This window comes from Kocuria sp. LUK (genome assembly GCF_021012935.1).
GTDB classification, from domain to species: Bacteria; Actinomycetota; Actinomycetes; order Actinomycetales; family Micrococcaceae; genus Kocuria; species Kocuria flava.
Window position 1 is genome coordinate 82,166 of record NZ_JAJMZI010000007.1, and the last position, 19,176, is coordinate 101,341.

Annotated in this window: 20 protein-coding genes and 1 tRNA gene; 16 read left to right on the top strand and 5 right to left on the bottom strand. The window is 71.7% G+C overall.

Going from position 1 to position 19,176, the window contains the following annotated elements; translation table 11 throughout:
* Positions 1-15 precede the first annotated feature (15 nt).
* The 13 genes from LQU92_RS13075 to LQU92_RS13135 all read left to right on the top strand — a co-directional run bounded on the left by LQU92_RS13075 (position 16) and on the right by LQU92_RS13135 (position 12,199).
* Positions 16-744, top strand: coding sequence for an A24 family peptidase (locus LQU92_RS13075; protein WP_230781221.1), 729 nt, complete (start codon positions 16-18; stop codon positions 742-744).
* 243 nt (positions 745-987) lie between these two features.
* Positions 988-1,197 (top strand): Flp family type IVb pilin, encoded by a 210-nt coding sequence (locus LQU92_RS13080; RefSeq protein ID WP_230781222.1) that lies wholly within the window; start codon positions 988-990, stop codon positions 1,195-1,197.
* A gap of 163 nt (positions 1,198-1,360) precedes the next feature.
* Positions 1,361-1,696, top strand: a complete 336-nt coding sequence (locus LQU92_RS13085) for a TadE/TadG family type IV pilus assembly protein (protein ID WP_308071638.1) — start codon at positions 1,361-1,363, stop codon at positions 1,694-1,696.
* A complete protein-coding gene (locus tag LQU92_RS13090) occupies positions 1,684-2,700 on the top strand; it encodes a pilus assembly protein TadG-related protein (protein ID WP_230781224.1) in 1,017 nt (338 codons plus the stop codon). The genes LQU92_RS13085 and LQU92_RS13090 overlap by 13 nt, the downstream gene beginning before the upstream one ends.
* A 55-nt stretch (positions 2,701-2,755) precedes the next feature.
* On the top strand, positions 2,756-3,502 hold the full coding sequence (cpaB, locus tag LQU92_RS13095; RefSeq protein WP_230781225.1) for a Flp pilus assembly protein CpaB: 747 nt from the start codon (positions 2,756-2,758) through the stop codon (positions 3,500-3,502).
* Positions 3,499-4,728: an AAA family ATPase gene (locus LQU92_RS13100; protein WP_230781226.1), complete on the top strand. Its 1,230-nt coding sequence runs from the start codon at positions 3,499-3,501 to the stop codon at positions 4,726-4,728. The genes cpaB and LQU92_RS13100 overlap by 4 nt, the downstream gene beginning before the upstream one ends.
* Complete coding sequence (locus LQU92_RS13105) at positions 4,725-6,257, top strand: CpaF family protein (protein WP_230781227.1); 1,533 nt, start codon at positions 4,725-4,727, stop codon at positions 6,255-6,257. The genes LQU92_RS13100 and LQU92_RS13105 overlap by 4 nt, the downstream gene beginning before the upstream one ends.
* The gene (locus LQU92_RS13110) at positions 6,257-7,204 is read left to right on the top strand and encodes a type II secretion system F family protein (RefSeq protein WP_230781228.1); all 948 of its coding nucleotides are present in this window, start codon (positions 6,257-6,259) and stop codon (positions 7,202-7,204) included. Before LQU92_RS13105 ends, LQU92_RS13110 begins: the two co-directional genes overlap by 1 nt.
* Before the next feature lie 27 nt (positions 7,205-7,231).
* Positions 7,232-8,101 carry a type II secretion system F family protein gene (locus LQU92_RS13115; protein ID WP_230781229.1) on the top strand — a complete coding sequence of 290 codons (870 nt, stop codon included), beginning with the start codon at positions 7,232-7,234 and terminating at the stop codon, positions 8,099-8,101.
* A gap of 5 nt (positions 8,102-8,106) precedes the next feature.
* Positions 8,107-8,859, top strand: a complete 753-nt coding sequence (locus LQU92_RS13120) for a class F sortase (protein WP_230781230.1) — start codon at positions 8,107-8,109, stop codon at positions 8,857-8,859.
* 152 nt (positions 8,860-9,011) lie between these two features.
* Positions 9,012-10,475 carry a hypothetical protein gene (locus tag LQU92_RS13125; protein WP_230781231.1) on the top strand — a complete coding sequence of 488 codons (1,464 nt, stop codon included), beginning with the start codon at positions 9,012-9,014 and terminating at the stop codon, positions 10,473-10,475.
* A 34-nt stretch (positions 10,476-10,509) separates the two neighbouring features.
* Positions 10,510-11,214, top strand: coding sequence for a hypothetical protein (locus tag LQU92_RS13130; protein WP_230781232.1), 705 nt, complete (start codon positions 10,510-10,512; stop codon positions 11,212-11,214).
* A gap of 61 nt (positions 11,215-11,275) precedes the next feature.
* Complete coding sequence (locus LQU92_RS13135; protein ID WP_230781233.1) at positions 11,276-12,199, top strand: glycosyltransferase 87 family protein; 924 nt, start codon at positions 11,276-11,278, stop codon at positions 12,197-12,199.
* Between the two features lie 98 nt (positions 12,200-12,297).
* On the opposite strand, the gene LQU92_RS13140 is transcribed toward LQU92_RS13135, so the two are convergent.
* Positions 12,298-12,531: a hypothetical protein gene (locus LQU92_RS13140; RefSeq protein ID WP_230781234.1), complete on the bottom strand. Its 234-nt coding sequence runs from the start codon at positions 12,529-12,531 to the stop codon at positions 12,298-12,300.
* A gap of 279 nt (positions 12,532-12,810) precedes the next feature.
* A tRNA-Pro gene (locus LQU92_RS13145) sits at positions 12,811-12,887 on the bottom strand.
* 245 nt (positions 12,888-13,132) lie between these two features.
* Between LQU92_RS13145 and LQU92_RS13150 the strand changes: the two genes are divergently transcribed.
* The 3 genes from LQU92_RS13150 (at position 13,133) to LQU92_RS13160 (ending at position 16,936) form a co-directional block, all read left to right on the top strand.
* Complete coding sequence (locus tag LQU92_RS13150; protein ID WP_230781235.1) at positions 13,133-14,716, top strand: M28 family peptidase; 1,584 nt, start codon at positions 13,133-13,135, stop codon at positions 14,714-14,716.
* Positions 14,717-14,857: 141 nt separating this feature from the next.
* Positions 14,858-16,225 (top strand): PQQ-binding-like beta-propeller repeat protein, encoded by a 1,368-nt coding sequence (locus LQU92_RS13155; RefSeq protein WP_230781236.1) that lies wholly within the window; start codon positions 14,858-14,860, stop codon positions 16,223-16,225.
* Between the two features lie 27 nt (positions 16,226-16,252).
* Complete coding sequence (locus tag LQU92_RS13160) at positions 16,253-16,936, top strand: HAD family hydrolase (RefSeq protein ID WP_230781237.1); 684 nt, start codon at positions 16,253-16,255, stop codon at positions 16,934-16,936.
* Between the two features lie 16 nt (positions 16,937-16,952).
* On the opposite strand, the gene LQU92_RS13165 is transcribed toward LQU92_RS13160, so the two are convergent.
* The 3 genes from LQU92_RS13165 to LQU92_RS13175 are packed head-to-tail and all read right to left on the bottom strand — an operon-like array spanning position 16,953 to position 19,094.
* Positions 16,953-17,612, bottom strand: a complete 660-nt coding sequence (locus tag LQU92_RS13165; protein WP_230781238.1) for a cyclase family protein — start codon at positions 17,610-17,612, stop codon at positions 16,953-16,955.
* Positions 17,613-17,620: 8 nt separating this feature from the next.
* Positions 17,621-18,628 (bottom strand): NADP-dependent oxidoreductase, encoded by a 1,008-nt coding sequence (locus LQU92_RS13170; RefSeq protein ID WP_230781239.1) that lies wholly within the window; start codon positions 18,626-18,628, stop codon positions 17,621-17,623.
* A gap of 43 nt (positions 18,629-18,671) precedes the next feature.
* Entirely contained in the window at positions 18,672-19,094 is a 423-nt protein-coding gene (locus LQU92_RS13175; RefSeq protein ID WP_230781240.1) for an organic hydroperoxide resistance protein, read from the bottom strand.
* Positions 19,095-19,176 lie beyond the last annotated feature (82 nt).

The window sequence follows — 19,176 nt, forward strand, 5'->3', positions numbered from 1 at the left end:
CGCAGGAGCTGATGCGTGGAGACCGTCGTGGGCGCCGCCCCTCTCTGGCTGCTGCTGGTCGCCGGTCTGGCCGGGGCGATTGTGGGGGCCTTCCTGCCCCGGATGATCCGCCGGTACAGCCCCGCTCCGGTGCTGCCCGACGGTTCCGCATCGGACGCGGAGCCTCTCGCGTCCGATGCCCGTATCACCCGGCTGCTCGCCGTGGTCACCGCGGTACTCTTCACGGCCTCCGCCTTTGTCTTCGGCCTGTCCTGGCAGCTGCCGGCGCACCTGTTCCTCGCCGCGATCGCGGTCGTGCTCACCGTGATCGACCTGCGCCACCACCTTCTGCCCAACGCTGTCGTCCTGCCCGCCCTGGGCTTCGGGTTCGTGCTGCTGGCCTGTGCTGCCGCGGTGGACGGCACCTGGGGAGCGCTGGTCCGGGCCGTGCTGGGTGCCGTGATGCTCTTCGCGCTCTACCTCGTGCTGGCCCTCATCTCACCGGCCGGCCTCGGCATGGGCGACGTCAAGCTCGCTGCCGTGCTGGGCCTGTTCCTCGGCTACCAGGGCTGGGGTGCGCTGTTCGTGGGGGCGGTGCTCGCGTCGGTGGTCGGGGCGCTCGTGGGGCTGGCGGTGCTGGCGAGCCGGCGGGGCGGGCTGCGCAGCGACGTGCCGTTCGGGCCGTCGATGCTCGCCGGCGCCCTCGTGGCCGTGGTGTGGGGCGAGCCGATCGCGCGGAACTACCTTCTGCCGGGCCTGTACTGACCCCGTTCGGGGGACAGGAACGTCCTCGGAACCCTCGATGCAGGTGCATGGAGTCTCCGACCAGGCATTACGTCGGACTTTGACGTCCCCCAAAGAGCATGCATACGAATGGTTGTGTCTTTGCTGGAGCAAAGTCTAATCTTCTTACAGGTCAGTAGCCCGGTACGGGGAGAGCCGCGAGGCACATACCGACAGAGCTGACGGACCCATTTTCCTTACCCCCTTCTCTCAAAGGATCCTGCCATGCTGCCTCTGCTCATCACCATCCAGAACGTCTTCTTCGCCGCCGGCGAGCGCCTCAAGAAGGACGAGAAGGGCGCTACCGCCGTGGAGTACGGCCTGATCGTTGGCCTGATCGCCGTGGCGATCATTGTCGCGGTGACCCTGCTCGGCGGCAACATCAGCAGCCTCTTCAGCCGCATTGCCGGCGACCTGACGAACGTCGCGCCGTAACCATTTCCTCAAGCGGAAGACAAGCGCCGCGGCGTCCCGCACCGGGGCATCGCGGCGCTTGTTGTCACGGACAAGCGCAGTCGTCCTGACCCTCCAGGCTTCTTGCACGTTTTGGAAAGGCGCGACCATGAATTGCCTGCGTTCCGAACGCGGAGCCGCTGCCGTGGAATTCGCCCTCGTCGTGCCGGTTCTTCTTGCGCTGCTGCTCGGCATCATGGAATTCGGTCGAGCGTACAACGTTCAGATCAGCTTGACCCATGCAGCACGAGAGACTGCGCGCACCATGGCGATCGGCAATGTATGGGGCGACGCCGTGAGCCGCGGGAAGTCAGCGGCTCCGTCCGTGGCGCTCACAGACGGCGACTTCACAGCCGTTCCGGCCAGCTGCAATCCAGGCCAGCAAGTCTCGGTCACTGTGACGCATGAGATGGAGACACTCACCGGCATCGCGGATGGTTTAACCCTGACAGGAGAGGCGGCCATGCGATGCGGCGGCTGATCGACCACCTTCTCGACGCCCGGACGGTGCATCGCGAGAATGGCGAGCGCGGAGCCGTATCCATCATGACGGCCGTCTCTCTCGTCGTGCTTCTCGGCTTCGCAGCACTCGCGATCGACGTCGGCATGCTCTATGAGGAACGCGCCGAGCTGCAGTCTGGCGCCGATGCCGCCGCGCTGGCCATCGCGCAGGACTGTGCAGTGAATCGTGCCGACTGCGCGACTCCGACCGATACCGCCCAAGCGCTTGCCAACGCCAACGCGAAGGACGACGCGGCGGCCGTCGCGGAGGCCTCCGTCGACATGGCGGCGCAGAGCGTCGACGTCCGACTCGCGACCGGAGACGAGAGCGGTGTGGGTTCGCTGTCGCTCGCCTTCGCCCGTGTTTTCGGGCAGGACACCGCGACCGTGGGCGCCTCTTCGGGGGCGCAGTGGGGTGCGGTGCAGAAGGGGCCGGCTCAGCTGTCCATCGCCTTTGCTCAGTGCGAGGTCGACGCGAAGTTCGACGACGGACCGGTGGTCATCGGCATGCAGGACAACTCGAACTCGGCGGGATGCCCCTCTGGGACGGCCGGCTCTGCCGGCGGTTTCGGCTGGTACAAGCTCGCCAAGAACGACAGCGATCCTGCCTGCGGTGCCGACGTCTCGGTCTCGGTGGTCGTGGCCGCCGACACGGGCTCGAACCTGCCCAGCGTCTGCGACGAGATTCTCGCCCAGATCAAGAGCGGCGCGCTCGACAACATTCTGCTCTTCCCCGTCTATGAGGACGTCGACGGTACAGGAGCCAACGCCGAGTACACCATCACGGCGTGGGTGGCCTTCGAGGTCCTGGGCTGGAAGTTCACCTCGAACGAGGAGTACAACTACCCGGCCTGCACGGGGTCCTCCAACTACTGCAACAAGGGCATCTACGGCCGCTTCGTCGAGTACGTGACCCTCGACGACTACGAGCTCTCGACGCAGCCGCCGTCCAACGGTCTGGCCGTCGTCGAGCTCACCGAATGATCCATTCTTCTCACCACCGATCCTGCTCTGCTCACCCCGTGAGGATGACACTCCCGTGAAGACCCGAATTCTCGCCGGCTTCGTGATGGCGGTTCTTGCCATCGCCGGCCTGGTCCTCGTCACCACCTACGTCGGCACCGCCGACGCCCGCGCCCTGGACGATCAGCAGCCCCGCGAGGTGTACCTCGTCACCGCGCCGATCGCCGAAGGGACGCCCGTCAAGGAGTTCGGCGAATCCGTGACCCTGCACACGGTGCCGGCAGCCGTCGTCCCCGAGGGGGCAATCTCCACGCTGGATGGCCAGAGCGGCAAGGTCGCCGGCGTCGACCTGCAGCCGGGGGAGCAGCTGCTCGGTTCCCGCCTGGTCGACCCGGAAGCCCTCGAGGCGCCCGGTACTGTGCCCGTGCCGGACGGTCTCCAGGAAGTGACCATCCAGCTCGAGGCGCCCCGCGTCGTCGGGGGTCAGCTGGCCGCCGGGGACCGGGTCGGGTTCTTCGTCTCCTTCGAGGGCGACGAAGGTCGCGCCTCCCGGACCGCCAAGGACCTGGACAAGGTCCTCGTCACCTCGGTGCAGGGTGCACCCTCCACCGCGGCGCCCGCTGAGGGCGAGGGCGGAGCCGAGACCACGGGCTCCGAGGCCCCTGCCGTGCCGGAGGGCACCATGCTCGTCACCTTCGCGGTGAACGCCGACACCGCCGAGAAGATCGTCTACGCCTCAGAGTTCGGCCGGATCTGGCTCTCGCTCGAGCCCGAGGACGCCGAGGAGAACGCCAACGGCGCCACCAGGGAGGACTTCTCATGAGCCGCCTGCTGCTCGTCACCGGCGATCCCGCCTACGACGCCCGTTTCCGCCAGGCCGTCCAGGGCCGGCTGCCCGGCGAGGTGCAGACCGTCCTCGGCACCGCGCTGCCCGCCACCCCGGACGAGTTGCTCGGCCGCTCGGTGGGCGAGCTGCCCACCGTGGTGGTGCTCGGACCGGGCCTCGACCTCCACGATGCCCTCCGTCTGGGCGGGGTCTTCGACATCCAGCGCCCCGAGGTTGCTCTTGTCCTGGTCGTGCCGCCGGACATGTCGCTCGCCGTGGCCGCGATGCGCGCCGGGTTCCGCGACGTGCTCGACCTCGACGCCGACGCCGACGGCATCCTCGCCACGCTGTCCCGCGTCCTCGACGCCGCCGAGTCCCGGCGCCGTGTGCTGCCGCAGGGCGGCCCCGCGACCGGGGTCCTGCACGCCGTGCCGACCGCCCCGCGCGACGACTCCCGCACCATCGTGGTGACCTCGCCCAAGGGCGGCGTCGGCAAGACCACGGTGGCCACCAACCTCGCCGTGGGGCTTGGACGGATCGCGCCCATGAACACGGTCATCGTGGACCTGGACGTCCAGTTCGGCGACGTCGCCGCCGCGCTGCGGCTGGCTCCCGAGCACTCGCTGACCGAGGCCGTGACCGGCCCGGCCGTCGACGACGCCCTGGTGCTCAAGACCTTCCTCACCGTGCACCCCGCTTCGATCTACGCCCTGTGCACGCCGGCCAACCCGGCCGAGGGCGAGCTCGTGGGCGGCGCCCAGGTCGCCCACCTGCTCAAGCAGCTCTCGGGGCAGTTCCAGTACGTCGTCGTCGACACGGCCCCGGGCATGGGCGAGCACGCGCTCTCCGCGCTCGAGGCGGCCACCGACGTCGTCTTCCTCACCGGCATGGACGTTCCTGGGGTGCGGGGACTGCGCAAGCAGATGGATCTGCTCGGGGAGATCGACCTCGTCCCGCCCAGTGCACAGGTCGTGGTCAACGCCGCCGACCGGAACTCCGGGCTGTCGGTGCAGGACATCGAGGCCACGATCCGCGCCTCGGTCGACCTCGTGGTGCCCCGGTCCCGTCTGGCCCCGTACGCCACCAACCGCGGGGAGCCCCTGCTGCTGCACGCGCCCAAGGACAAGGCGGCGCGGCAGCTGCAGGTCCTCGTCGACTCCTTCGCCCCCGACCGCCCCGCCCCCCGGCGGGGCCTGCACCGGAAGGCTCTGGTCCGTTCATGAAGCTCGCCGAACGTCTCGCCGCCGCTCGGGGTGAGGCCCTCCCCGCTACCTCCGCCGCTCCGGCCGCTTCCGCCCCCGTGGCAGAGGTTCCGGTCGGCCCTGAACTGCCGCCCGAGACGGATTCCGAAACGCCGACGGCTGCAAAGCTCCCAGCCGAGGGCGACGACTCGCTGGCATCGAGCTCGCTCCTTCTGCCCACCCCGATGCAGGAGGCTCCGGCCGAGCCTGCCCCGAGGGTGCAGGTCGGGAAGTTCGACGCTCTCGCCGGACTCAAGCATCGCGTCAAGCAGGAACTGCTCGACCGCATCGGCTCCCGCCAGTCCGACTCGAGCCTCACCGACGTCCAGCTCAAGGACTTCGCCACCAAGGAGCTCACGCGAATCGTCGCCGAGGAGCAGGTGCCGATGTCCTCCGAAGAGCGGATCCGGCTGATCCGCTCGGTCAGCGACGACGTGCTCGGCTACGGCCCGCTCCAGGAGCTGCTCGACGACGACTCCGTCACCGAGATCATGGTCAACGGGCCTAACCAGATCTTCGTGGAGCAGAAGGGCAAGGTGTTCCTCTCCGAGGCGACCTTCGCCACCGAGCAGGACCTGCGCCACGTCATCGAGAAGATCGTCACCCAGGTGGGCCGGCGCATCGACGAGTCCTCACCGCTGGTCGACGCGCGCCTTCCCGACGGCTCGCGTGTGAACGCCGTCATCCCGCCGCTCGCGGTCAAGGGCTCGTCCCTGACGATCCGCAAGTTCGCCAAGGACCCGCTGACCATCGAGGACCTCATCCGCTTCGGCTCGGTCTCCCCGCAGATGGCCGACCTGCTGCGGGCCTGCGTCGAGGCGCACCTGAACATCCTCGTGGCCGGCGGCACGGGCACCGGCAAGACGACGATGCTCAACGTCATCTCCTCCTTCATCCCGCACGGCGAGCGCATCGTGACCATCGAGGACGCCGTGGAGCTGCAGCTGCAGCAGGAGCACGTGGTCCAGCTCGAGTCCCGGCCGGCCAACATCGAGGGCAAGGGCGAGATCTCCATCCGGGACCTGCTCAAGAACTCCCTGCGCATGCGACCCGACCGAATCGTGGTGGGGGAGTGCCGCGGCGGCGAGGCCCTGGACATGCTCCAGGCCATGAACACCGGTCACGACGGGTCGCTCTCGACCATCCACGCCAACTCCCCGCGCGACACCATCTCGCGCCTCGAGACCCTCGTGATGATGGCCGGCATGGACCTGCCCCAGCGGGCGATCCGCGAGCAGATCGCTTCGGCCATCCATGTGGTCGTCCAGCTCTCGCGTCTGCGCGACGGCACCCGCCGGGTCACCCACATCACCGAGATCCAGGGCATGGAGGGCGAGACCGTGACGTTGCAGGACGCGTTCCTCTTCGACTGGGACGCCGGCGTGGACCCGCGCACCGGCCGGTTCCGCGGCACGACCCGCTCCACCGGGGTGCGCCCGCGCTTCGTGGACAAATTCGAGGACTACGGCATCAAGCTCCACCCCTCCGTCTTCGACCCGGGACGGCACTGATGGCGCCGCTGCTGACCGGGTTCGGGCTGCTCGTTCTCGCGGGGCTGCTCGGGCTCTTCGTGGTCTTCCGCTCCCGCACCCCGCGGCTGCCCATGGACCGCCGCCGGCCCCCGCGAGGGCCCCGGGAACAGGAGGCCTCGCAGCTGTCCCGGCTCACCGGGGTGACTACCGAGGCGGTCTCCGAGTTCCTCGAGGAGCGAGGGTGGACGCGGCGCATCGCTGCCGCCCTGGAGAACGCCGGCATCAAGGCCTCACCGGCGGACTTCCTCGTCCTGGTCGCCGCAGGGGCGGCCGCGGCCACGGCGATCGGCACGATCATGGGTGGATTCCTCCTGGGCCTCCTGTTCCTGCTGGCCGCGCCGATCGGGGCGAAAGCCGTGGTCGGATTCCTCACGAACCGGCGCAAGCGGATCTTCGCCGATCAGCTCGACAACACACTGCAGCTGTTCTCCGGATCGCTCCGCGCCGGCCACTCGCTGCTGCGCGCCGTTGATGCAGTAGCCAGGGAGTCCGAGGCACCGACCTCGGAGGAGCTGACACGGATCGTCAACGAGACGCGTCTCGGCATGGACCTCGATGACTCCATGAGCCAGGTCGCCAAGCGTATGGAGTCCGAGGACTTCTCCTGGGTCGCTCAGGCCATCGGCATCCATCGCGAGGTCGGCGGTGACCTGGCCGAGGTCCTCGACCGCGTGGCCGGCACGATCCGGGAGCGCAACCAGATCCGCCGCCAGGTCAAGACCCTCTCGGCCGAGGGGAAGATGTCCGCATACATCCTGATGGCGCTCCCTGTCTTGATCGCAGCAGTCCTCTCTTTCACCGCACCCAGTTACATCGCTCTTTTCATTTCGAGTGGTTTTCTCGGATTCGCAATGATTGGCCTGGCACTACTGATGTTCGCGATCGGCGGCTTCTGGATGTCGCGCATTATCAAGATCACCTTCTAGCAACCCTCCTGTTTCGAAGGACGCCAAATGACCCCCCTCCTCCTCGGCCCGCTGCTCCTCGCCGCCGCTGCCGCCATGGCCATCTGGCTCGCCGTGGGCGTGCGCTGGGGCGGGGACCGGCTGGTGCGCGAGAACCTGCGCGTCGGCCTCACCGGTCCGGAGACCACGGCCGTCAACGAGGCTCCAGACTTCGGCTGGGCCCAGCGCCTCACCACCGGCAAGGGCCGGGAGCGGCTCGAGACCCTGTACTCCAAGGCGGGCCGGCCCGCCGGCTGGCCCGTTCCCCGGCTCCTGGCCTACAAGGCCTACGCCTTCGGCGCGGCGCTGCTCGTGGGGTTGCTGCTGCTGAGCCTGACCGGCGGCAACGGCATGATCCTGCTGATGACCGTGGTCATGGTGCCGGGGGGCTACTTCCTGCCGGAGCTGCTGCTGTACTCCCGCGGCATCGAGCGGCAGAAGGCGATCGGGCTCGAGCTCGCCGACACCCTCGACCAGATGATGATCGCGGTGGAGGCCGGCCTCGGTTTCGAGTCCGCCATGGCGCGTGCCGGGCACAACGGCAAGGGCCCGCTCGCGGAGGAGCTCGTGCGCACGCTCCAGGAGATGCGCGTGGGCATCCCGCGCCGCGACGCCTACCTGGCGCTCGAGCAGCGCACCGACGTGCCCGATCTGCGGCAATTCACCCGCGCCGTCATCCAGGCCGACGCCTACGGCATCTCCATCTCCTCGGTGCTGCGCACCCAGGCCGACGAGATGCGGGTCAAGCGCCGCCAGCGGGCCGAGGAAGCGGCACAGAAGATCCCGACGAAGATCCTCATCCCGCTCATGCTGTTCATCCTGCCGGTGCTCTTCCTGACCGTGCTGGGGCCCACCGTGCTCAACGTCCTGAAGATGTGACCGCGATGCTGAAGACCGTCACCACTCCGAGGAAGAACGCTCGTTCTCTGCTCTCAACCCTCCTCGCCCTCGTCTCCCTCGCCGCGGCCGGCCTGCTCGTGCAGCAGCAGCTGGGCGGGTCCGTCGTCGTCGGCGGGGACGTCCAGCACGCAGACCCCGCCGCGGTGAGTGCGCCCGGCCCGCTGGCCACCGCGTCGCTGTCGCAGGAAGACGCCCGGGCGGCCGGCGACCCTGGCCCACACACCGGCATCACGGGTCCGGAGACCTGCGGCGACCTGACCACCCGGGCCCGGGTGTGCTCCCCGTCGATCGGGGTGGACGCAGTCCTCGAGCCCGTCGGCACCGACGGCGCCGGCGCCATGGTCGTGCCCACGCACTCGGACCGGGCGGCGATCGGCTGGTACGAGGAGTCGGCCCCGGTCGGCGCCGCGCAGGGCAACACCGTGCTGGCCGGCCACGTCGACCACCCCGCCGAGGCCCCCGCGCTGGGCACCCTGCACACCGCGCGACCGGGCCAGAAGCTGTGGGTCTCCGACGGCGCCGGGGCCGTGCACTCCTACACGGTGGTCGCCGTGCGGGAGCCGACCCCGCGCACGGCGCTGCCGCAGGACGTCTTCGAGCTCACCGGCGAGCCCGGGCTGTCCCTGATCACGTGCTCGGGCGACTACGTCCGTCCCGACGGCTCGCCCACGTGGTCCTACACGAACAACCTCGTGGTCGACCTCGCCCTCGACCCCGAGACGGCCCCGGTCCCGTGACGGCCCGCGACGCGGGACTGTCCGCTCTTGCGGGTACACCGCCCGTCGCACGGCGTCCCGCACGGGACACCGCGACCCCATGCAATTACATTGGTAAACGACGGTGGAGCGCCCGGCGCACCACCCCTCCCGCCCCTCCCCAGGAGACCCCCATGCCCTCCACCCTGCCCGCCCGCCGCCCCCGGCTGCTCGCCGCCGCGGTGCTCGCCGGCACCACCGCGGTCGCCGGCCCGCTGCTGACCGCGGCCCCGGCCGCCGCGCTGCCCGTGGCGATCGACGGCACCGCGGTGGACGTCCCCGAGGGCGCTCCGGCCACCGGGCCGGAGCACTACTTCACCCCCGTCTCCCTGAGCAACGGGGACACCGGCTACGGCCTCGACGAGGACCAGCCCCTGGCGCCGCTGGGCGAGGACGTGCTCGACGACGAGCACTACGCCGTGGCCCAGCCCGTCGACGACCCCGACGGCGGCTGGACGCAGGTCGTCGGCGAGAGGGCCGGCAACACCCCCGTCTACTGGGAGCGGGACAGTGCCGCGCTGGCGGGCTATCTGCTCTCCGTCTTCGGTGCGACCTCGGACGCGCACGAGGCGCTGGCCGTCCACTGGGCCGTGCGCTCGCTGGCGACGGCCGAGACCCCGGACCCGGAGCTGTCCGGGCTCGAGGACTCCCACCTCGAGCGCGCCGCCGCGATGCTCGAGGACGCCCGCCGCACCGTGCCCGTGCTCCAAGCCCAGGAGGACGGGGCGATCTCGGTGGACACCGCCCCCGACGGGTCCCCCGAGCGCCTGCTCGTCGAGCTGCCGGAGGTCTCCTACGCCACGACCGTGGCCCTCGACGGGCCGGCCACCTTCGCCGACGGGATCCGCGAACGGTCGTTCGGTGCGGAGAGCGGCCGGCAGGTGCTCGACCTCGCCGTGCCCGCGGGCACCACCGAGGGCGAGCTCACCGTGACCGTGACCGCCACGACGCCCACGACCGAGCTCACCGTCCTCGCCCACGACGACTACCGCGACCTGTTCATCGCCGGCCAGGACCGCGAGCTGAGCTGGTCCGCCAGTACGGCCTTCGAGATCGCGGCAGCCCCCGTCGTGCCCGCCGGGGACGAGGCCGACGACGGCGCGGCGGAGCCGACCCCCGGCGCCGACCCGACCGCAGGCGAGGGTGCCGCTGCCGAGAACCCGGACACCACCGACGGCACCGATGCACCCCGGGACGAGTCGTCCGGGGACGGCGCGGTGCGGCCGAGCCCCCTCGACGACGGGAACGCCGCGCTCGAGCGGTCCGTGCCGGTCGTGGTCGTCGCCCCCGAGGCCGCGCAGCGCGTGGAGGCGAGCCTGGAGGCCTTCGTGCTCTTCGAGGAGTCGACGAGCACGCACACCGAGACCGTCACCGAGACGACCACGACCGTCGCCGGCAGCGTCGGCTCCAGCTACGGCGCGGGCTACGGCACCGCCTACGCCGAGGCCGTCACGGCGGACACCGGCACCGGGGGCGTCCAGCCGGCCGCCGCCCCGCAGCAGCTGACCACCGGGCTCCTGGCGCTGCTCGCCGTGGGCGCCGGCCTCGGGTCCTGGGCGCTGCGCCGCCGGCCCGCCGATCCCGACCCGGCCTCCTGACCGCGTCCCGACCCTCTCGCTCCTGGAGAACCCGATGACCCAGCGAACCCGCATCCTCGCCCTGGCCGCGCTCTCGCTCGCGGCGCTCACCGGCTGCGGCGGCGCCGCCGCCGAGGCCCGGTCCGCGCACACCTACGAGCCGCTCCCGCCCCTGACCACGGCGACCCCGTCCCCGGAGCCCGAGCCGCAGCCCACCTCGCGGCCCGCCCCGGACACGGAGGCCCCGGCGTCCGGCTCCGGGGGCGGCGGTGGAGCGGCCGCCGGAGGCTCCGGCGGTGCGCCCGCCGCGTCCGGCGGCGGCTCGTCCCAGGGGGCGAGCGCCGTGGCGGCCCCGGCTCCGGCTCCCGTGGCGGCCCCCGTCCAGGTCCCGGCGCAGGCGCGCGTGCAGGCCCCGGCGGCACCGGCCGCGGGGCAGCTCTCCGGGCAGCTGACGGAGCGGACCACGACGTCGACCACCACGACCACCTCCACCCGGCTCGAGGCCGGGCTGATGATCGAGCTCTCCTGCGAGGGGCTGTGCGTGCTCGAGGACCTGGCGGACCCGGAGCTGGCCGGACCGGACGGGCCCTTCTCCGAGGAGGCGCTCACCCGCGCCCTCGAGGAGGAGCTGGGCCGCGCCGGCGCGGACACGGTGCTCACCGAGGACCTCGCCGAGCAGCTCCTGCGCTCCGGGTGGACCCTCGCCGACCGGGAGGTCGAGGGCGGGGACGAGACGCTGTCCTTGGTGTCTCGGCGCTGACGCGCTTAAATCAGGGGTTATTGCATCATGTCAACTGCAATACACGGTGAGGGAGTGCTCGGTGCATGCGGTGAATGCTGAGAGGCGGCAATGGCCCACGTCTTCCGGGGCTGCCTTTGCCAAGCAGTTTCCCGTCTTCATGCGGACGGCTTTGATGGCCGCATGGATTCTTGCAGGGCTGGTCGTGGGTAAGATCGTGCAAACTGTGGTTGAGGATCCGCGAGTCTACGGGCAAGACTCGCACGCCTACTGGCTGGCTGCGCAGGGAGAACTGTCCTACAGCAGGGCCGCCGGGACCCTGGATGCTTATCTGTACTCACCGGCATTTCTGTGGATGCTGAAGCCCTTGTCCTGGTTGCCGTGGTCGTTCTTCCTCGCAGCATGGACGGTTTTGCTCCTGGTGATTGCGGTGTGGCTGGTTCGGCCATTGCGCTGGCCGTGGGCGGTGCCATTGTTCATTTACTGTCTGCCGGAAGTCCTGGTGAACAACATCTTTCTACTGTTGGCCATGGTAGCCGTATTGGGTATGCGCTGGCCTGCAATGTGGGCATTTCCTGTTCTTACCAAAGTGACCATGGGACTCGGCCTCCTCTGGTTTGCCAGGCGTGGTCAGTGGAAGAAGTTCATGGTCGGAGCGGTGGTTACTGCGCTCGTCGTGTTGGTCGGATGTGTGCTGCAACCCCAAGCTTGGCTTGAATGGTTCGAGTTCCTAGTTTCCAACCGAGACGGCACCAAGGACGGGGTGGCGCTTTTCGCGCTTCGGTGCGTCATCGCCATTGCGTTAGTTCTCACAGCATCCCGATTCAACATGCCATGGCTACTGGCGCCGGCGATGCTCATGGCTTCACCGGTCCTGGTGTCCATCGTTCCGGCTGCCCTGCTGGTTGCCGTTCCCAGACTGGCAATGGCTGGTGATGTGGGCCGTGTCGATGTGGGAGATCCTGAACGTCATGGACTTTTCGGCGCGGCGGTGCGCTCCGGTTAGGAGCCGCTATAGGTATGGAGCGGACAAGGCCTGCTGCGTAGCGGCCGGGCCCCGCCGCACCAGGTGCGGCGGGGCCCGGCCCTCGTCGTGTGCGCGGCTCAGGCGGAGCCGGTCGCCCAGTGCACGGCGAAGCAGGCGGTGGCAGCCATCGAGTACAGCCACACGGAGGCCTCGCGGGTCCACGGGACCTTCTTCGTCAGCGCGGAGCTGACCACGGCCGCCACGATCAGGGCGACGCCCAGCCACAGGGACCAGTCCGTGAACAGCTGCAGTGCGGCGCCCAGCACGCCGTCGCCCGTCGCGTCGAGGACGCGGTCGATGTCGGTATCCATGAAGTTCTCCCCCGGAGCGATCGGTTCCCGGACGCCCCCCGGCGCCCGTGCCACGGGCTCGGCGACCGCGGGGCAGGGGAGCGGTGGATCGCCCGGATCCCCCTGCTGCCGGGCGGTCGGACCCGTTGCTGCGAGCCTAATTCATGCATTTGCGACTTTGTGGGCGGGAGCTGTCGCTTCTTGCGGGGACAGTCCGCCGCGGCGCGCACCCGTCGTCGGACGTGCGGGTGCGGGCACGCGAAAGGCCCCGGACCGAAACGGTCCGGGGCCTTCCGCAGTTGGTCGGGATGACAGGATTTGAACCTGCGACCTCGTCGTCCCGAACGACGCGCGCTACCAAGCTGCGCCACATCCCGTGGTCCCCGGCCGCGGCCGGAAACAACTGCTCCATCATAGCCACGGCCGCCCGCCGTCGCGAAATCCGGGCGGCACGGACGGGGCGTGTCGCTGCCCTGTGAGCCAGATCACGAACTCTGGACAAAAGTCGTTGACCCCTCAGTAACCGGACTGTGAGCATGTGCAAATCCGCGTCATCCGCGCGGAGCTGTGAATCGGGCCGCGCAGGGGCATCCCTCCGTCCGGCCCCTGCCCAGGAGGTTCCATGTCCCCCCGCATGCCCCGTCGCTGGATCACCTCGGCCGCCCTCGCCGGCGCCCTCACCCTCACGGCGACCTCCGCCGTGGCCGCGCCCACGCGCGAGAACAGCAACAACAACACCACGGCCAAGCTCACCCAGGCCGTCTCGCAGGAGAAGCTCAGCACCCACCTCGAGGCGTTCCAGCGGATCGCCGACGCCCACGGCGGCAACCGCGCCTCCGGGCAGCCCGGCTACCAGGCCAGCGTCGACTACGTCGTCGAGCGGCTGCGCGCGGCCGGCTACGAGCCCCGGGTCCAGGAGTTCCGGTTCCCGTACTTCGAGGAGCTCAGCCCCGCGACCGTCACCGCCGACGGCACCGCGCTCGCCGCCGAGGACGTCGCCGTGATGTCCTACTCCGGCTCCGGGACCGTCACCGGGACGGTCCAGGCCGTGGACACCGACGGCACCGCGGGCACGTCCTCCAGCGGCTGCGAGATGAGCGACTTCGCCGGGTTCGTGCCCGGGAACATCGCCCTGATCCAGCGCGGCACCTGCGCCTTCGGGGACAAGGCCGCCAACGCCGAGGCCGCCGGCGCCACCGCCGTGCTGATCTTCAACGGCGGCGCCCCCGGCAACGAGGGCGTCGTCAACGGCACCCTCGGCTCCCCGGAGGCCACGACCCTGCCGACGGTCGGGCTGAGCCACGCGGCCGGCGTCGGGCTGCTCGACGCCGGCACGGTCACCGTGCGCACCGAGACCGTCTCCGAGCTGCGCACCACCGCCAACGTGCTCGCCGAGACCCGCACCGGCGACCCGGAGAACACGGTCGTGGTCGGCGCCCACCTCGACGGCGTGACGGAGGGTGCGGGCATCAGCGACAACGGCACCGGCTCCGCCGGCATCCTGGCGATCGCCGAGGCCATGGCCAAGACGCGGACGGAGAACCAGGTCCGCTTCGCCTGGTGGGGCGCCGAGGAGCTGGGCCTGCTGGGCGCCGAGCACTACGTGGGCGACCTCCAGGCCAACGACCCCGAGGGCCTCGAGGACATCGCGCTGTACCTGAACTTCGACATGATCGGCTCGCCCAACTACGGCCGCTTCGTCTACGACGGCGACGCCTCCGCCTTCGACCCGGGCGAGACGAACGTCCCCGAGGGGTCCGGGGCGATCGAGGCCGCCTTCCACGAGCACTTCGCCCAGGTGGGCCTGACCTCCGGGGAGACGGAGTTCAGCGGCCGCAGCGACTACGGGCCGTTCATCGCCGCGGACGTCCCCTCCGGCGGGCTGTTCACCGGCGCCGAGGGCGTGAAGACCGAGGAGCAGGCCGCGCTGTTCGGCGGGCAGGCCGGGGTCGCCTACGACGAGTGCTACCACACCGCGTGCGACGACCTCTCCAACGTGGACCTCGAGGGCATGGAGCAGATGGCGGACGCGGCCGCCGCGGTCGTCCTGCGCTACGCGACCACGACCCACGACGTCAACGGCGTGGGCGAGCCCTACAAGCAGAAGGGCCAGGGTGCGATGGGCCACCCGCAGGGCAAGGACCGCGGCCACGGCCCGCACTCCGAGCACGGCCGCGGCCACGGGCACGACCGGGCGACCGCCTGAGCGGCTGACCCGGTCCCATACCGCACGGCCCCGCCCGGACGCGCCGCGTCCGGGCGGGGCCGTTCCGCCGTTCCCGGCAGGATCGGGTGAATGTCCCCGGACCGGGGACGACGACGGCGCGGCGGTGGACAATGGTCTGCCATGGACACCGTCCGCACCACCCTGCTCCTCGGCGCCGCCCTGGCGCTCGGCCCGCTCCCGGCCGCGGTCGCCGCGCCGGCCGGCCGGGCCGCCGTCGAGGACCCGCAGGAGTGGACGCAGTACCGCCTGACCCCCGAGAAGAACCCGGTGCTCACCACGGACGGGTCGGTCGAGCCGTTCCCCGGCGGCTTCGCGCTGCCGGACGAGGTGCGCTCCACCCCGGTGGTCGTGGGCGACCGGCTCTACGTGGGCACCCACGGCAGCGGCACCCTGCACGCGTTCGACCTCGCCACGGGCGAGCAGCTGTGGCAGGCGCAGGCGCCCAACTGGATCCACTCCGAGATGATCGTCGCGGACGGCACCGTGTGGGTCGGCTACGGCGACCGCGGCGAGGAGCGCACGGACGGCATCCGCGGCGACGGCCCCGGCGGGGTCCTGGCCCTCGACGCCGCCACGGGCGAGCGGAGATGGCAGCACGCCGTGGACGGCCACGTCATGCCCACCCCCGTCCTGCACGGGGGCAGGATCCACGCCGCGGCCGGCGACCGGCACCTGCACGTGCTCGACGCCGCGACGGGCGAGCTGCTCGAGCGCGTCGGGATCGGGGCCGTGGTCAGCATGGCCGCCCCGGCGGCCGGGGACGGGATCCTCTACACCGCGGGCCTCTACGACCACCCCCGCGTGGTCGCCTACGACATGGCCGCCCGCACCACGGTGTGGCAGACCCCGGTGCCGCAGGCCGACTCCGGGCTCGACGACGTGCCGCCGGCCGTGTCCGAGGGGATCGTGGTCACGACCTCCCACCGCGACCTCGTCCCGCTCGAGCACCTCGAGCACTGGGCGCACGGCTTCGACGCGGCGACGGGGGAGCTGCTGTGGGAGACCCGGCTCGGGGACGGGCCCTTCGTGGTGAACAACAAGTCCGGGGCGCCGGTGGTCGCCGACGGCACCGTCTACGTCGGCAGCCCCACGACCGAGCGGCTGCATGCCCTCGACCTGCGCACGGGCCGGCAGCGCTGGGCCCACGCTTCCGGACCCGTCAAGGCCGCACCGGCGGTGGCCGACGGCGCGGTCGTCTACTCGACGACCACGGGCGCGGTGGGCGCCCTCGACGCCGCGACCGGGCTGCCCCGGGGACGGCAGCAGGTCTCGGACCAGCCCCTGGCCCCGGCCGGGCCCGTCGTCGTCGACGACGCCGTGCTCGCCGGCGGCCACGACGGGCGCGTGCACGTCCTCGACCTCGACGCGCTCACCGGCCGCACCGCCGGTGCCGTGCTGGCGCCGCTCGGCACCGGGCTCCTGGCCGTCGGGGCGATCGCCGCGCTCACCCTCCTCGTCCTGCGCCGGGGGCGCCGCACCGGCCGCTGAGCCGTCCGCGGTGGCATGCTGGGGACCATGAGCACCCCCGGATCCCCGCGCGGCGTCCTCTTCGACGTCGACGGCACCCTCATCGACTCCAGCTACCTGCACACGGTCGCGTGGTGGCACGCCTTCAACCAGAAGGGCTGGGACGTGCCGATGTCCCGCATCCACCGGCTGATCGGCATGGGCTCCGAGCAGCTGATCGACGAGCTGCTGCCCGCCGACCGCGACCGGGACCAGGACGCCTCCATCGGGGACGCCCACGGCAGCCTGTTCTCCGTGCACTGGCCCGGGCTCAAGCCCACCCGCGGCGCGGTCGAGCTGCTGCGCCGCTGCGCCGAGGAGGGCCTCGCCGTCGTGCTCGCGTCGTCGTCGAACGCCGCCGAGGTCGCCGCGATGCGCACGGCCCTCGACGTCGACGACGTCCTCACCGCCGTCACCACGGCCACCGACGCCGAGCACAGCAAGCCCGAGCCGGACATCTTCGCCGCCGCGCTCGAGGCCGGCGGGCTGCGCGCCGAGGAGGCGGTCGTGGTCGGTGACGCCCGCTGGGACGTCGTGGCCGCCCGCCGGCTCGGGATGGACACGGTCGGGCTGGGCAGCGGCGGGATCAGCGAGGCCGAGCTGCGCGAGGCCGGCGCCGTGGAGTACTACGCCGACCCGCAGGCCCTGCTCGAGGCCTTCGACGGCAGCCCGCTCGCCCGCCGCGCCGGCTGAGCCGCCCGGGCCTGCCTCAGGCAGTGCCCGGCCACAGGGCGACCGCCCGCACCGGGGAGGCGTCCAGGCCGGTGAGCGGCAGCGGCAGCGCCACGAACAGCGCCCCCGGCCGGTCCACCGCCGCGAGGCCCGTGAGGTTCTCCACGATCACCCCGCCCGCGCCGAGGACGACCTCGTGCACGGGCAGGGCCCCCGGTCCGGCGGCGTCCGGGACGGGGTCCGGGCTGAGGGTGTCGGTGCCGAGCACGCGCACCCCGGCGGCGACCAGCCGCCGGGTGAGCCCGGGGTCGAGGACGGGCGGGTCCAGGTAGCGGTCGGTGCCGAAGCACGCGTCCCACCCGGTGCGCACGAGCACGACCTCCCCGGCGGCGAGGTCCGCCAGCTGCTCCGCGACCTCGTCCCAGCCGATCACGGCCCCCGGGGCGCGGCCGGTCGCGTCCACGACCCGTGCGGGGCCGACCAGGGCGGCGGGGTCGAGCTCGTCCACCGCGGCCCCGCCCTCGAACAGGTGCGCGGGGGCGTCCACGTGCGTGCCCGTGTGCGTGCCCAGGTGCAGGGCCGTGACGCGGAAGCCGTCGGCGGCCACGGTCGCCGCGGGGCGGGTCTCCACCGGCGGATCGCCGGGGAGGACCGGCATCCCCGCGGTCACCGGGCGGCTGAGGTCGACGACGCGCACGGGGGGCCTCAGAGCGCGACGACCATCTTGCCGGTGTTGGCGCCCGCGAGCAGGTCGATGAACGCCTGCGGGGCGTTCTCGAGGCCCTCGCGCACCGTCTGGTCCCAGCGGATCTCGCCCGCGGCCAGCCAGCCGGTCATCCGCTCCCGGAACTCCGGGGCCATCTCCTGCCAGCCGCCGACCAGGAAGCCCTGCAGGGTCAGCATCTTGCCGATCGCCAGCGCCAGGTTGCGCGGTGCCTCCGGCGGCTCGGTCGCGTTGTACTGGGCGATCGCCCCGCACAGGCACACCCGGCCGCGGGTGTTCAGCACGGAGATCGCGGCCTCGAGGTGCTCGCCGCCCACGTTGTCGAAGTAGACGTCGATGCCCTCGGGGGCGGCCGCCCTCAGCTGCTCGACCACCGGGCCGTCGTGGTAGTCGAAGGCGGCGTCGAAGCCGAGCTCGAGCAGGCGGGCGACCTTCTCCGGGGAGCCGGCGCTGCCGATCACCCGGGCGGCGCCGGAGAGCCGGGCGATCTGCCCGACGAGCGAGCCCACGGCCCCGGCGGCCCCGGAGACGAAGACCGTGTCCCCGGGGGTGAAGCGGGCCGCACCCAGCAGCCCCGCGTAGGCGGTGAGCCCGGGCATCCCGAGCACCCCCAGGTAGGCGGAGGCCGGTGCGGCGTCCGGGTCCACCGGGGTCACCGCGGAGGCCTCGAGCAGGGCGTGCTCGCGCCAGCCCGACCCGTGCAGCACCGTGGTGCCCACCGGCACCTCCGGGGCGGCCGAGGCGATGACCTCGCCCACGGCGCCGCCGTCGAGCGGGTGGTCCACCTGGAACGGCGGGACGTAGGACTTCGCGTCGTTCATCCGGCCCCGCATGTACGGGTCCACGGACATCCAGCGGTTGGCGACCAGGACCTGCCCGGGCCCCGGGGCCGACAGCTCGGCCTCCTCGAGGCGGAAGTTCCCGGGCGCGGGGGCGCCCTGCGGGCGGGAGGCCAGGACGATGCGGCGGGTGGTGGTGCTCTGCGTCATGCGGTGCTCCGATCGGGTCGGGAGGGCGGGGGAGAGGGCGGGGTCAGTCCTGGACGACCTCGACGGCGACGTCGATGTTGCCGCGCGTGGCGTTGGAGTACGGGCAGACCTCGTGGGCCTTGTCGGCGAGCATCCGGGCGGTCGCCGGGTCGAGGTCGGGGACGACGACCTCGAGGGTGACCTCGAGGCCGAAGCCGCCGCTGCCGTTGCCGCCGATGCCCACGCGGGCCCCGACGCTGGAGTCGCCGAGGGCGACCTTCTCCTGGCGGGCGACCAGCTGCAGGGCGGAGTGGAAGCAGGCGGCGTAGCCGGCGGCGAAGAGCTGCTCGGGGTTGGCGCCCTCGCCCGAGCCGCCCATCTCGCGGGGCACGGCCATGCCGAGGTCGATCCGGCCGTCGGTGGTGCGGGTGCGGCCGTCGCGCCCGGCGCCGGTGGCGAGGGCCTCTGCGGTGTAGACGGTGTTCACGGTCGTGCTCCTTCGGGTCGGGGGTGCCGGGTCGGGCCGGCGGGGATCGAACGGTGCCGGGATCGATCGGCGGGATCTCGGG